Source organism: Streptomyces sp. NPDC005898 (genome assembly GCF_040629635.1).
GTDB lineage: Bacteria > Actinomycetota > Actinomycetes > Streptomycetales > Streptomycetaceae > Streptomyces.
Genome location: NZ_JBEXWC010000010.1, coordinates 222,366 through 236,497, shown reverse-complemented (window position 1 = coordinate 236,497; position 14,132 = coordinate 222,366). Strand labels below are relative to the sequence as shown.

At 71.4% G+C, this 14,132-nt stretch carries 11 protein-coding genes; 6 read left to right on the top strand and 5 right to left on the bottom strand.

Going from position 1 to position 14,132, the window contains the following annotated elements; translation table 11 throughout:
• Positions 1-27: 27 nt before the first annotated feature.
• Positions 28-1,248, bottom strand: coding sequence for a hypothetical protein (locus ABZ385_RS16620; RefSeq protein WP_358911920.1), 1,221 nt, complete (start codon positions 1,246-1,248; stop codon positions 28-30).
• Positions 1,249-1,572: 324 nt separating this feature from the next.
• On the opposite strand from ABZ385_RS16620, the gene ABZ385_RS16615 reads away from it, so the two are divergent.
• Positions 1,573-3,081 carry an amidohydrolase family protein gene (locus ABZ385_RS16615; RefSeq protein WP_358911949.1) on the top strand — a complete coding sequence of 503 codons (1,509 nt, stop codon included), beginning with the start codon at positions 1,573-1,575 and terminating at the stop codon, positions 3,079-3,081.
• A 145-nt stretch (positions 3,082-3,226) separates the two neighbouring features.
• Here ABZ385_RS16615 and ABZ385_RS16610 read toward each other — a convergent pair whose 3' ends face one another.
• On the bottom strand, positions 3,227-3,982 hold the full coding sequence (locus ABZ385_RS16610; RefSeq protein WP_358911918.1) for a trypsin-like serine protease: 756 nt from the start codon (positions 3,980-3,982) through the stop codon (positions 3,227-3,229).
• 426 nt (positions 3,983-4,408) lie between these two features.
• On the opposite strand from ABZ385_RS16610, the gene ABZ385_RS16605 reads away from it, so the two are divergent.
• The 4 genes from ABZ385_RS16605 (at position 4,409) to ABZ385_RS16590 (ending at position 9,302) form a co-directional block, all read left to right on the top strand.
• On the top strand, positions 4,409-4,861 hold the full coding sequence (locus tag ABZ385_RS16605) for an SRPBCC family protein (protein ID WP_358578405.1): 453 nt from the start codon (positions 4,409-4,411) through the stop codon (positions 4,859-4,861).
• Between the two features lie 440 nt (positions 4,862-5,301).
• On the top strand, positions 5,302-6,846 hold the full coding sequence (gene proP / locus ABZ385_RS16600; protein WP_358578403.1) for a glycine betaine/L-proline transporter ProP: 1,545 nt from the start codon (positions 5,302-5,304) through the stop codon (positions 6,844-6,846).
• Between the two features lie 151 nt (positions 6,847-6,997).
• Positions 6,998-7,729 (top strand): trypsin-like serine protease, encoded by a 732-nt coding sequence (locus tag ABZ385_RS16595; protein WP_358911916.1) that lies wholly within the window; start codon positions 6,998-7,000, stop codon positions 7,727-7,729.
• Positions 7,730-7,835: 106 nt separating this feature from the next.
• Positions 7,836-9,302: an ornithine decarboxylase gene (locus ABZ385_RS16590; protein ID WP_358911914.1), complete on the top strand. Its 1,467-nt coding sequence runs from the start codon at positions 7,836-7,838 to the stop codon at positions 9,300-9,302.
• 66 nt (positions 9,303-9,368) lie between these two features.
• Here ABZ385_RS16590 and ABZ385_RS16585 read toward each other — a convergent pair whose 3' ends face one another.
• Positions 9,369-10,562: an amidohydrolase gene (locus ABZ385_RS16585; RefSeq protein ID WP_358911912.1), complete on the bottom strand. Its 1,194-nt coding sequence runs from the start codon at positions 10,560-10,562 to the stop codon at positions 9,369-9,371.
• Positions 10,563-10,785: 223 nt separating this feature from the next.
• Here ABZ385_RS16585 and ABZ385_RS16580 point away from each other — a divergent pair, with 223 nt between their 5' ends.
• Positions 10,786-12,024 (top strand): aromatic acid exporter family protein, encoded by a 1,239-nt coding sequence (locus tag ABZ385_RS16580; RefSeq protein ID WP_358578450.1) that lies wholly within the window; start codon positions 10,786-10,788, stop codon positions 12,022-12,024.
• A 175-nt stretch (positions 12,025-12,199) separates the two neighbouring features.
• Here ABZ385_RS16580 and ABZ385_RS16575 read toward each other — a convergent pair whose 3' ends face one another.
• A complete protein-coding gene (locus ABZ385_RS16575) occupies positions 12,200-12,991 on the bottom strand; it encodes an inositol monophosphatase family protein (protein WP_358911910.1) in 792 nt (263 codons plus the stop codon).
• A gap of 150 nt (positions 12,992-13,141) precedes the next feature.
• A complete protein-coding gene (locus ABZ385_RS16570) occupies positions 13,142-14,047 on the bottom strand; it encodes an NADP-dependent oxidoreductase (protein ID WP_358911908.1) in 906 nt (301 codons plus the stop codon).
• Positions 14,048-14,132: the final 85 nt, after the last annotated feature.

Here is a 14,132-nt window from a genome sequence, read left to right as displayed (position 1 = left end):
GAGCCGCCCGCGTCACGCCGTGGCGGCTCAGGACAGGGTGCGCACGAAGACGTCACCGATCAGGTTGGTGTCCTCGGGGACCAGACCGGGGTGGTAGGAGTCGAAGACGGCCGTCGACTCGTCCGTGCTGAGTGCGGCCCGGCCCACCGTGACGGGCTTGCCGTCCTGTCCCGGCGAGAGCAGCTCCTCCTGGCCGGTACGCGGATCGCGCAGGATCAGCCCCAGCGTCCTGTGCTCGGCGTCGGCCGTGTTGAGGAGCACCTTGGAGCCGTTCGCCGACAGGTCCGACAGCAGGGTGACATCGGTGGGGGAGTGGCCGTCGTAGCGCTGGAGCGCGCCGGTACGCAGGTCGCGGACGAAGGCGTTCCAGGACGTACCGGTGTCTCCGTTCGGATCGGTGCCCGGGACCAGGTTCGTGGCCACCGAGCTGAAGCCGACCTTGGAGCCGTCGGCGCTCAGCACCGGAGAGAGCGCCGACCTGTCGGCCGGTGACCCGTCGTACGTGACATCGGCCTGTTCGGTCCGCCCGGTCACTCGGTCGTACACCAGGATGTCCGCCTGGTCGTCGTCGGAGGCCCCGGAGTAGCCGACCCGGTAGGCCACTTTGCGGCCGTCGGCGCTCATGGAGACGTCCTGGCAGTCGCGTTTCGTGGCCGGCCCGGCCCGCCACAGGCGCTGGGTCCCGCGGTCCATGAGCATGATCCGGCAGCGGGACACCCCGTTCTCGTCGGTGGCGGTCTTGGCCACGAAGGCGACGTACCGTCCGTCCGCGCTGAGCGGGGCGGCGCCGTGGTCCGCGCGGAAGCCGCCCGGCAGCTCGGGCGCCACGGGTTCGACGCGCCCGGAGCGCAGGTCCATCACGTGGACGGAGTACTTCTGCGTCGTGGCCGAGTACGAGGTGAACGTCAGGTGGTGGCCCGCATCGGAGAGGCGGGGTGCCATCGTCGACTCGCCCGGCACCACGACGCGCTTGAGGGGCGCACCGGGAGCCGTCCGGTAGAAGACGTTGTTGGGCATAACCGTTCCCGGCAGCAGGTTGGTCGCCGACGACATGAAGGCGACGACCCGACCGTCCGCGCTGACGGACGGATCCACCGAGTGATAGTTGCCGCCGGAGCCGTCGGGCGCCACGCTGATGCGTTCGGTGCGCGGGGTCCGCTCGTCGCTCGCCGCTCCCGCGGGCCAGGTCAGGCAGGTGAGGGCGGCCGCGAGGGCGGCGGTCGTCGAGATGCGTAAGGCAGGTCTCATCGGGCGGTTCCCCTTCGGGAGAGTGTGGGGTCGAGGACTCGGGTGAGGGCGCACTGTCGGTGCGCGGGGCTGACGCGATCAAAGCGCGGAGCACGCGCGGGGTCAACGCATGCGTGGACGACTTTCGGCGTGGGCGCCGAAGGCGAAGGTTCCCCCTCTTTTCCGTCTGCCGAAACTCTTGTTCCACATTCCGGGCTCGTTTATGGTCGGCGTCCCCGGCTCGGCCGCCCCGCGTGGCCGGGCCTTCCCTGTGCGAACACGAAGGAGTGTGCGGTGGCGCAGCAGACGTGGCAGGACGGGTCGTCACCCGACGAGGACGGCGGGATGCCCGGCGTGGATCGTCGCGGGTTCGTCGTCGGGGCCGGACTGGTCGGAGCCGGGAGCCTGTGGGGAGCCGCCGGAGCTGCACCGGCGGCGGCCGCCGGGCGCGAGGGCGGCCACGGCGCCGAGGACGGTCACCGCCGTCACGACACCTTCGGCCCCGAGGACCTCCGCGCCAAGCGGCTGCTGTTCGTACCGGACGTCGTCCTGCTGCCCGGAGGACCGGTCAAGGACCGCGCGGTCCTGGTCCAGGACGGCACCTTCCGGGCCGTCGGACCCGTCCGCGAACTCACCGACGCGCACCGGAACGCCCGTACGGTACGGCTCAAGGGCCATCTGCTGATGCCGGGTTTCGTGGACGCCCACCACCACCTGACGCAGAGCTTCGGCAAGGCGCAGGCGTTCGGGCAGCCGTCGGAGATCTTCAAGACCGTCTGGGAGCCGCTGGAACACGCCCTGGACGAGGAGAGCGCCCACCTGTCGGCGAAGCTCGCCGCCCTGGAGGCGCTGCGCGGCGGGTTCACGACCGCCGCCGACGCCGGCACCCGCGCACCCGTCGACGTGGGCGTCGTCGCGAAGGCCGCCGAGGAGGCGGGGCTGCGCTGCGTGTTGGCCAAGGTCGTCTCCGACGGCAAGGGCGGCAAGGAACACCTGGAGCGCTTCCAGGGCTCGCGGCTCATCCACCCTTCCCTGGCGATACCCGTCCCCGAGGACGCCACCGCGGAGGTGCTGAAGAGGACGGCGGAGCTGTGCGCGGACGCCGGCGCGGTCTTCCAGATCCACGTCAACGAACACCTGGCCGCGGTGGAACGCTCGCTCAAGAGCGTGGGGCGCCGCCCGGTGTCGTACCTGCACCACATCGGTGCCCTCAACTCCCATACCCTGGGCGCCCACGCCACCTTGCTCACCCCCGACGAGATGCGCATGCTCGCCGACACCGGTGCCGCCGTCAGCTACAACCCGGTGGCCAGCGCCTGGAAGGGCAACGCCGTCGCGCACGCCCTGATGTGGCAGAGCATGGGCATCCGTTTCGGCACCGGCACCGACGGCACTCGCGGTGACGGCTTCCGCCTCGTGGACGCCGCCGAGAGCGCCCAGCGCCTGACGTACGGTCTGATGTCCGGCGACTCCTCGTGCGGCGCCGGCCGTGTGTGGCTCGCCCATGCCACCGCCCTGAGCGCGGACGCCCTCGGGCTGGGCAAGGTGACCGGAGAGATCGCCGTCGGCAAGGCCGCCGACTTCCTCCTGGTCGACCTCCGGGTGCCCGAACTCACCCCGTCCTACGACCTGTCGTGGGAGCTGGTCCGCCTCTCGGGCCGGGATCAGATCACCGCGGTCGTCGTGGACGGCAAGCTGCGGCTGTGGCACGGCTGGCCCACCGACTGGGACGGTCCCGCGCTGGTCCGCGAGGCCGCGGAGGTGGGGCCGAAGGTCGTGCGGCGTGCCCGCGTCCAACGGGTGGACCCGGACCCGGACGGTGCGGCCCGCCACCCGCGGCGAGCCCGCAACTGACCTGTCGGCACCCATGGTTCCCGGACCACCCTTTTCCGGGCCACCCCTTGTACGGGCCGTCTCCGTAGAGACGTGTCGCCTCCGCGCGGCGGGCGCGCGGAGGCGGACTCGACGGGGGTCGGGAGCGCTGTCCCCGGAGGATCTGTCAGACGCCCGCGATGCTCTGGATCCAGGAGCGGTACGCGGTCACGTTCGTGTACGCGGTCGTGGTCTGGCGGTCACTGGTGGAGGCGACGCCGACCTGCGCGCCGTTGGCCATCATCGGGCCGCCGGAGTCGCCGCCCGCCGTGATGCCGTCGCCGCGACGGGCGCAGATCGCCTGCCCCTGGTAGGCGTCGCGGCAACCGCCGGTCACGACGACGTTGGCGACCTTGAGGAGCCGGGACTGGCAGTTGATCTCCGAACCGCACTGGGACGTCGCTCCCCAGCCGTACACCTGCACGGTCTGGTTCACCGAGACGGAGCCCGGGGTGCCGAGACGGGCGTAGGTGCCCGCCACGGAGCGGTCGAGCTTGACCAGGGACAGGTCCGCCCCCGAGTGGGTGTAGACGCTGACGCCGTTGGCCACGGTGCCGCCGGTCGTCTGGTCGAGGCTGCCGATACGGAACGAGAGGCCACCGCCGCTGACGCAGTGCTTGGCGGTGAGGATCCAGGTGGGGGCGATGATCGAGGCGCTGCAGGTCTGCTGGCCGTTGGAGAAGAGCCGGGCCGCCCAGGGGGCGTTGCCGGCGTAGCCACCGCCGATGATCGGCTGCTGGCCCTCGGCGGACGCGGCGACGGGCGCGGCGGCGGGCGCGGCGGCGGGGGCGTTGGCCGGGGTCTGGGCCGCGGCCGTGGGGGCCAGTCCCAGAACGGCGAGCGCGGTGGCCGCGAGCGCGGGAGCCAGTCTGGATATACGCATGTTCGTCTCCATCGTGTGGGGGTGAGACGTCCTGGATGAGGACAGCGCTGCATACCTATGCAGACGCGGTGCGCGCGACAGAGGCGGGGTTGCTCATGACGCGTGCATGCCATCGCTGGCATGGGTGAATGTGGCAGAGGAGTTGCCGGTGGCGCAAGAGGTTGGCACGGCAATTACCGCCGGGGGTCGCGGAAGCGGCGCATGCGTAGGCTTGCGATCACTCACATGATCAAGCAGCGGCAGCCGCGGCGAGGCCCCCGGGACGGATGGCGTACGACGCGGTGCGGGCGCTCGCCATGCTCCGGTGGTAGGAGTGAAAGCACAGGTCCCGGGCACTCGCGGAGAAGGAAACGACGCAGTGCCCAGGGCCCGACGCAGAAGGACCCTGAGCGAGTTCCACGAGTTCCCCAAGGAAAGGTGTCATCCGTGTCGCAGGTCGAGGAATCCATCGAAGTCGACGTTCCGGTTCGTACGGCGTACAACCAGTGGACCCAGTTCGAGACCTTCCCCGAGTTCATGGACGGTGTGGAGCGCATCGAGCAGCGCTCCGACAAGCTGACCCACTGGGTGACGAAGATCGGCGGTGTGGAGCGGGAGTTCGACGCCACGATCACGGAGCAGATCCCGGACGAGCGCGTGGCGTGGACGACGGTCGACGGGCAGGCCAAGCAGGCGGGCGTCGTCACCTTCCACCGCCTTGACGAAGCGCGCACCAAGGTCATGTTGCAGATGGACTACGACCCCGAAGGGCTCGCCGAGACGGTGGGCGACAAGCTCGGCTTCGTGAAGCGGCAGGTCACCGGTGACCTGAAGCGGTTCAAGAAGTTCATCGAGGAGCGCGGCGGCGCCGAGACGGGCGCCTGGCGCGGCCAGGTCTGACCGCCCGCCCCCTCCGGGTACGCCCACGCGAAGGGCCCGTCCGCGCTGTACGCGGACGGGCCCTTTGTGGAGCGCCGGGCAGGCCTTGCACCTGCATTTCCCCGCAGGAAGCGGGGCGTCTTTCCTTGGACCACCGACGCGTGAGTGCTCACCGCGACCGCGGCGACCAGTTCAAGATCTACTATAGCGCATCGTGGTAACCCGTCCGGACCACGGCCTGTGCTCCCGGCCCGCCCCCGGCGCCACCCCGGCCGATGGGCGATTTGCCGGTCTTTCCGGTTAGGCCTAATTTTGCGTGGATACAGCTTTTTCTCGGGCGACAAGAGGAGAAAAGCTCCATGGTGAAAGGCCTTCCGCGGGGACTTCCGCGGGGAAAGGCCCGCCATTCCCGTGGGCCGGAGGCGGACACCGCGCGCTCGTCGCGTTCGGCGACGGACCGGATGGCGCGCACCTTGCTGCGCCGCCGGAAGAAGGCGCTCAGTGCCGAGGACGTGATGGTCTCCGACCGCCCCAAGGTGCGACGCGCGGTGACGGCCGCCGCGCTCGGCAACACCATGGAGTGGTTCGACTTCGGCGTCTACGCCTATCTGGCGGGCACGATCGGCAAGGTCTTCTTCCCGTCCAGCTCACCCGGCGCCCAGGTCGTCGCCACCTTCGCCACCTTCGCCGCCGCCTTCCTCGTCCGTCCGCTGGGCGGCCTCGTGTTCGGCCCGCTCGGTGACCGCATCGGCAGACAGCGGGTGCTCGCCGCGACCATGATCATGATGGCCGTGAGCACCTTCGCGGTCGGCCTGCTGCCCTCGTACGCCTCGATCGGGTTCGCCGCCCCGCTGCTGCTCCTCCTGTGCCGGCTGGTCCAGGGCTTCTCCACGGGCGGCGAATACGCCGGCGCGACCACCTACATCGCCGAGTACGCGCCCGACCAGCGGCGTGGATTCCTCGGGAGCTGGCTCGACTTCGGCACCTTCATCGGCTACTCCCTGGGCTCCGGCCTGGTCACCGTCCTCACCCTGACGCTCGGGACCGACGGCCTGGAGAGCTGGGGCTGGCGCATCCCCTTCTTCGTCGCGGGACCGCTCGGGCTCATCGGCCTGTACATGCGCGTGAAGCTGGAGGAGACGCCCGCCTTCCAGCAGGAGGCGGCCTCCGCCGCGGCCGAACGGGAAGTCGTCCACCGGCGGGGCGAGAGCGACCCCGTCGAACAGGCCCGCCAGTCCGGCAAGGGCCGCCTCAAGGAGATCTTCACCCGGCACTGGCAGGCGGTGCTGATCTGCATGGGACTGGTGCTGCTCTACAACGTCACGAACTACATGGTGACGTCGTACCTCCCCACGTTCATGACGGTGACACTGGGGGAGAGCGACACCACCGCGCAACTGCTGGTGCTCGCCACCATGCTGCTGGTGGCGCTCGCCATCACCACCGTGGGCCGCAGTTCGGACCGGTGGGGCAGGCGCCCCATGTTCATGGCCGGCAGCATCGCCCTGATCGTGCTCGCCGTCCCGGCTTTCCTCCTCATCCGCGAAGGCGGCATCCTCATGCCCGCCTTCGGCTGCGCGATCCTCGGCCTGCTCCTCGTCTGCTTCGCCGGCACGGCGGCGGCCACCCTGCCCGCCCTGTTCCCCACGCGTCTGCGCTACGGCGCCCTGTCCATCTCGTACAACATCTCCGTCTCCCTCTTCGGCGGCACCACCCCGCTGCTCGCCTCCTACCTGGTCGACACCACCGGCAACACGCTGGTGCCCGCCTTCTACCTGATGGTGGCCGGCGCGATCGGACTGGCGTCGACGTTCTTCCTGCACGAGACCGCCGGACGGCCGCTGCGCGGATCGGGGCCCATGGTGGAGACGCCGGACGAGGCCCGCGAGATGGTGGCGCGCAGCCGCGCGGAGGCGGGGCGCCACGCGCGGGACGTCTGGCTGCGCCTGTGGCACCCGCGTGGCGGGCGGGGCCGCGGCAGCGGGCCGGGCGGGCGCGAGAAATGACACGGGGTCCGATCTCGTAGGGCTCGGATCTCGTAGGGCTCGAATCTCCTAGGGCTCGGACGGAACGCTTTGCCTCCGAGGGCTCTCTGACTGTCCGTACGGCCTGACTACCTGTACGGCTGTGGCCCTCCACGAGGAGTTGTTCTGCGTAATGCGTCGCTTTCATGCCCTGTTGCTGACCGCCTTGGCGCTGGTCGCGGGCCAGGTGCTGTCCTCCGCCCCGGCCTTCGCCGTCATCGGCGGGACCAAGAGCACCTACGGCCCGTGGGCGGTACGGATGCTCGTTGACGGCAAACCGGCGTGCACCGGGACCGCGGTCTCCCGGCAGTGGATCCTCACCGCCTCGCACTGCTTCTACGAGCAGGCGCGGCCGGTCCCCGACCGGCGGATCTCCTTCCGGGTCGGCAATCTCGACATGCGCAGGGGCACCACGGTCCGGCCCCTGCCCGGCAAGCGCGTGGGCAGCGCGCACGCCGACATGATGCTCGTCAAGGTCCCGCCGATGAACGTCCCCACGGCGCGCCTGTCCACGGTCGGCGTCCGCCGCGGCCAGATCGTGCGGCAGTACGGATGGGGCGCCACCTGCACGACGGACGAGAGCGCCTGCCAGTCACCCGTCCTCAAGCAGTCGGACCTGAAGGTCGTACGGGCGGACGACCCCATGTGCGCGGGTCACACTGCGCCGGGCGGCCCCGACTTCTGCATGAAGAAGGTGAAGGGGATTCCCGCCGGGGGCGACTCCGGCGGCCCGGTGATGACGGTCGGCCCGCGCGGCACCGAAACCCTCGTCGGTGTCTTCAACGGCTCCGACCGGGAGAAGAGCGCCGAGGCGGGAGAGGTCTCCCAGCAGCTCTCCTGGATCCGCTCGGTCATCCGCCGCTGACGCTCCCGCGGCCGCGGGCCGCGGTGCGCCGGGCCGGGCTCACCCGCCCGGCCGCACCGCGGCGGCGCACCGTTTCCGCCTCTCGGGTCAAGGGCAACCGCACCCTATGGACCACTCGAAAGCGCCGGTACTCGAAGCTCTGGCCGCCTACCACGCCGAGGGGCAGACCCCCTTCACCCCGCCGGGCCACAAGCAGGGGCGCGGCGCCGATCCACGGGTCCGTGAGGTCCTCGGGGACGCGGTGTTCCGCTCGGACGTCCTGGCGACCAGCGGCCTGGACGACCGGACGTCCTCCCGAGGCGTCCTCGAAAAGGCGCAGGCCCTCATGGCGGACGCCGTCGGCGCGGAGCACACCTTCTTCTCGCCCTGCGGCAGCTCGCTGTCGGTCAAGTCGGCCATGCTGTCCGTGGCGGGACCGCACGAGAAGCTGCTCGTCGGGCGCGACGCCCACAAGGCCGTGGTCTCCGGGCTGATCCTCTCCGGCATCCGGCCCATCTGGGTCGCCCCGCAGTGGGACCCCGAGCGGCATCTGGCACACCCCCCGTCCGCGGAGGCGTTCGAGGCGGCCTTCGCCGAGCACCCGGACGCCAGGGGCGCCCTCGTGACGACGCCCACGCCGTACGGCACCTGCTCGGATCTGGCCGCCATCGCGCAGGTCTGCCACCAGCGGGGCAAGCCGCTCATCGTGGACGAGGCCTGGGGCGCCCACCTGCCCTTCCACCCCGACCTGCCGACCTGGGCCATGGACGCCGGAGCCGACGTCTGCGTCACCTCCGTGCACAAGATGGGCTCCGGCCTGGAACAGGGTTCGGTCTTCCACCTCCAGGGCGACCTGATCGACCCCGAGGTGCTCAAGAGCCGCGAGGACCTCCTCGGCACCACCAGCCCCTCCGTCCTGCTGTACGCCGCCCTCGACGGCTGGCGGCGCCAGATGGTGGAGCACGGCCGCGCCCTCTACGACGACGCGCTCGCCCTCGCCGCCTCCCTGCGGACCCGGATCGCCCGCATCGACGGGATGCGCGTACACGGCCGGAACGACTTCTGCGGGCCCGGCCGCGCGGCCGACATGGACCCGCTCCAGATCATCGTCGACATCACCGCGCTGGGTACGACGGGCTATCGCGCGGCCGACTGGCTGCGCGAGCACCACCAGATCAACCTCCACCTGTGCGACCACCGCCGCATCAGCGCCCAGCTGACCCACGCCGACGACGAGGACTCCGCCCAGACCCTCCTCGCGGGGCTGCGGGACGTCGCCGCGCACGCGGACGAGCTGAGGCCCGCGGAGCAGGTCGAGGTCCCGGACCCCGAACGGCTGCGGCTCGAACAGGTCCAGCTCCCGCGCGACGCGTACTTCGGGCCGACGGAGCAGGTGTCGTGGCAGAAGGCCATCGGCCGGATCACCGCGGAGATGCTCACCCCGTACCCGCCCGGCATCCCCGCGGCGCTGCCCGGGGAACGTCTCAACGCCGAGGTCGTCCGCTATCTGCGCACCGGTGTCGACGCCGGCATGGTCGTGCCGGACGCCGCCGACACCGAGGTCAAGAGCGTGCGGGTGGCCGTCGAGGACTGAACCGCGGCGGCGGCCCGGCGCCGTGCCGCGACGACCGGCGGCACCTGCGGGGACGCCGGTCCTCCCTCACCGTCCTGCCGCCGCCTTCCGGCGGTGGCCGGACCAGGCCCGCTCGGACACATCCGTACGGAGCAGGACGTCGGCCGCCGTGCTCGCCAGCGCGTACGCCGCCGCCAGCATGACCTCGCGACCGCGCGGCCCGGCGGCCGCCGCGGCGAACTCAGGCGTGTGGTCCGAGCCGTCCGGCCCCATGATGGCCACGAACGGATGGATCGCGGGCACCCGGGTGCTGACGTTGCCGATGTCGGAGGACCCCAGATAGACCCCCGCCTCGGGTTCCGTCAGCCGGATGCCGGCCCTCTCCAGGTGGCCCGCGAACAGCCCGGAGAGCACGTCGTTGTCGCGGAAGTGCTCGTAGCGGGCGGCCACTTCGGCGACCTCCGCCTTCGTCCCGGTGGCCAGCGCGACGCCCTGGGCGCATGAGCGCAGCTCCTCCATCAGGTCGGCCAGCGCGGAGGCGGTCGCGCCGCGCAGGCCGAACAGTCCTTCCGCGTACTCGGGAACGATGTTCGTCGCCCGGCCCCCCTCCGTGACGATGCCCTGGACGTGCGAGCCCGCGGGCAGCCGCCGGTCAAGGACGCCGAGCGTGTTGAACAGCTGGATCAGAGCCCCCAACGCGTCGATGCCTTCCGTGGGGTTGCCCGTCGGGTGGGCGGCCCTGCCGTGGAAGCCGATCCGTACCTGCGCGCTCGCCGTCAGGGGCGCCCACGACCAGTCGTACACGCCCGGGTGGAACATCAGCGCCGCGTCCACCCGGTCGAACAGGCCCGCCGCCACCTCCGCGACCTTGCCGCCGCCACGCTCCTCCGCCGGCGTCCCGACCGCCAGCAGGGTCCCCCCGGCGTCACCGAGCGCGGCCCGCGCGGCGAGGGCCGCCCCGAGGCCCGCCGCCGCGATCAGATTGTGCCCGCAGGCGTGCCCCAGCTCCGGCAGCGCGTCGTACTCCATCAGCAGGGCGACGCGCGGGCGCCCTTCGGCGGTGGCCGCCGTGCCCGTACGGGCGACGAAGGCGGTCGGCAGCCCCGCGGCGCCCCGCTCCACCCGGAACCCCTCCCGTTCCAGCTCGTCCGCCAGGAGCCGGGCGGCGCGATGCTCCTCGTAGGCGGTCTCCGGTTCGCCGTGCAGCGCGAGGCTCACCTCCCAGAGCCGGTCGGCGCGGGCGGCGACCTCCCGCTCGATGCGGGCGTAGACGGAATCCATGTCCATATCCATGTGCGGGGGGTGTGACACACGACCTCCTCGAACCGAACCTGCGCGGTTCCCGGGCAACGACACGGGACGTGTTCCACGGATGCCCATGGCCCACACGGGAGCGGGAGTCAGGCTCCCGGCCGCACTGCGCGGCGGGCGGTGCGGGCAGGCGTCCGGGGGCTTCCAGGTGCCGAAGCGCGGTGAAGCGATCATGATCGGGCACGTGAAGGAGATGCCGGATGTATCAGCACCCGTGATCAAACTGGTGCGGCGGACCACCGAACCCGTCGCGGCGCAGACGCTGCGGTCCACGGCCGCCGCCGTCATCTCCTTCGGTGTCGCGCTGAAGTTCCTGCCCGCGCAACCCGCTCCGCTGACCGCCCCCCTGACCGCTCTCCTCGTCGTCCAGGTCACCCTCTACGCGACGCTCACCACCGGAGTCCGGCGGGTGAACTCCGTCGTCGTCGGGGTCCTCATCGCCATCGGGTTCACCGCCCTGGTCGGGCTGACCTGGTGGAGCCTCGGCCTGACGATCTTCACCTCGCTGATCATCGGCCGCTTCGTGCGGGTGAACGAGTTCGTGCCCGAGGTGGCGATCAGCGCGATGCTGGTCCTCGGCGTCTCCCAGGCCGCGTCGGCGGCCTGGCACCGGGTCCTGGAGACGCTGATCGGCGCCGGGGTGGGCCTGCTGTTCAATCTGCTGTTCGCGCCCCCGGTGTGGACGCAGTCGGCGGGGACGTCCATCGACGGGCTGGCGCGCGGGATGGGCCAGATGCTCCGCACCATGGGCACGGAGATCGCCGGCGGCCACCTGCCCTTCCCGCACGCGGCCGCCCGGCTGCACGAGGCGCGGCAGCTGGACCACGACATCGTGGAGGTCGACGCCTCCCTGCGGCAGGCGGAGGAGAGCCTGCGGATGAACCCGCGCGTACGGGAGGGGCTGCTGTCCCGGGTGGTGCTGCGGACGGGGTTGGACACCCTGGAGATCTGCGCGGTGGTGCTGCGGGTGCTGACGCGAAGCCTGACCGACCTGGCGAAGTTCCGTACGGAGGAGTCACTGTTCCCACCGGACGTGTCGGCCGACCTCCAGAAGCTGTTCGAGCAGATGGCCGAGGCCCTCGAGAGCTTCGCCCGGCTGATCACCACCCAGGTGGCGGCCAACGCGGAGGAGGCCGAGGAACGGCTGACCGCCGCCCTGGCCGCGAGCCGGGCCACCCGGGACCGGGTCGCCGACCTGTTGCTGGAGGACGTGCGGGAGCACCCCCGGCAGTGGCAGCTGCACGGCGCGCTGCTCGCCGAGATCGACCGGATCCTCGACGAGCTGGACCTCGACAAGCGCACCGAGCGCCTCATGCAGGAGCTGGACCGCCGCTCGGCGGAGCTCAGCGAGCGCCATCCGCGGCTCGCGGCACTGCGCCGGCGACTGCGCGGCGAGAGCGGCACGGAGCGACGACCGGCCGTGGAACCCTGAGCCGGCTGACGGGCAGGCGCTTCATCTGTGAGGCGGCGGGGCTGCCCGCGCCGGACGCCCGCCGAGCCGTTCTCCCGGCTGGCCGTCCGCAAGCACGGTTCACCACTCCACGAGATGATCCTCCGCCAGTAACCCACCGTGGTCGCGCCGCAGTTGCTGTGTCTGTGGCGCGGCTTCAACTACGGATCATCGACATCAGCAGCTGGTGGCTTTCGCCGTCGGCGGCCACCACAAGTCCGCGGTCTGTCCGTCCGATCGGGGCACCGTCGATCCCGGTGACCACGCAGCCGGCCGCCTGGCACAGAGCGATGCCGGCAGCGAAATGCACGCTCCCGGACAGATCGGCGCCATCCGTTACGTATGCGGCGCGCTTGCCGGCGGCGACCCAGGCCAACGCCAGAGTCGTCGACACGACCCGGGGCCGGAACCGTGCCACGAACTGGTGCTGGGCCAGCAGGTCCACAGCCCGGAAGCCCGGCGCGCTGGGGAACGGCGGATCCAGGTTCACGTCCACGAGTCGGGTGGCGGACGAGGGCACCAGCCGGGCATCGGCACCATGGTGTCGCACCCAGGCGGTCACCCCGTCGGTGAAGAAGACCTCGCCACTGAACGGATCGGCCACTGCGGCCGCACCGCCGCGCAGCGCCACGTTGACGGCCACGAGCATGTTGCCGACGGCGTAGTTGAGCGTGCCGCACAGGGGATCCACCAACCACTGGCGCGCGGTCCCGGCGGCACCCCGCTGTCCGCCTTCTTCACCGAGGACACCGTCGTCGGGCCGGGCAGCGTGGATGATGCCGAGGATCCTCTCCTCCGCACGGACATCGGCTGCGGTGGCGAAGTCCCCGGCACCCTTCTCCGTGCGGGCGAGCCGCTGGCCGTACAGGTCGCGCACCACGTCCGCGCCGGCACGTGCCGCAGCTATCGCTACTCCGACGTCGTCGAGGCCCGCATACGAGTTGATCACGCCACGCAGGATATCGGCAGCCGAGGCTCAGATTTCCGTCTGCCGGTCCAAGGCCTGTGCCAGGACCGGCGGTTGACGGCACTTGCAGGTCGGTTCTGACTCCAGCCGGTGCCGGGGAGACCCGACGAGGCGCCATGGAGATCGGCCCGCTCAGACGCAGATCACGATCTTTCCTCGGGTGCGTCCGCGCTCGGCGTGCGCGTGGGCGTCGGCGATCCGCTCCAGGGGGTAGGCCTGTGCGATACGGGGTGTGTAGCGGCCTTGTTCACCCAGTTCCGCCGCGGCGGCCAGGAGAGTGGAATCGTTCTCCGCGTTGACCACATGCGTGCCCAGGCGCTGCCCGCCCGCGTGGTCGGCGACCGTCGCGACGCGCTTCGGGGCGCCCGCGATCGCGACGAGGTCGTCCAGGGAGCCGGAGGCCGCGGTGTCGAGCACGATGTCGACGCCGTGCGGAGCGAGGGTGGTGAGGCGCTGTGCGAGGCCGGGACCGTAGGTGGTGGGAACGGCGCCGAGAGAGGTCAGGAACTCGTGATTGCGTTCACTGGCTGTCCCGATCACCGTGGCACCTCGCGCCACCGCGATCTCGACCGCCGCGCTGCCCACGCCTCCGGCGGCGCCCTCGACGAGAAGGGTGCGCTCCGCGAGGGAGCCGAGCGCGTTCAGTCCCCCCATCGCGGTCACGGAGGCGAGACCGGCACCAGCGGCCTGCTCGTCGTTCCACGTGGCGGGGGTGTGCGCCCAGGCCGAGAGGACGAGCAGCTCCGCGGTCGCGCCGGTGACACCGCCCAGCCCGAAGACCCGGTCGCCGATGCTCACCCCGCGCACCCCGTCGCCGATCTCGTCGACCACACCGGCGCCGTCGCGCCCGGGAACGGCGGGCAGCTGAAGGGGAATCAACTGGCGCAGGGCACCGGCGCGCAGCTTCCAGTCGATGGGATTGACGCCGGCCGCCACGACCCGGACACGGATCTCACCGGGCCCGGGGTGGGGGTCGGGGGCCTGCTCGATGATCAGAGTCTCCGCTCCGCCGTATTCGTGGAACCGGGCTGCGCGCATAAGGATCTGCCTCACTTCGACGGGCCGGAATGACGTCTTCGTCCGACGCTCGTCACTCTAAAACCTGACGTTGACGTGAGGTGCA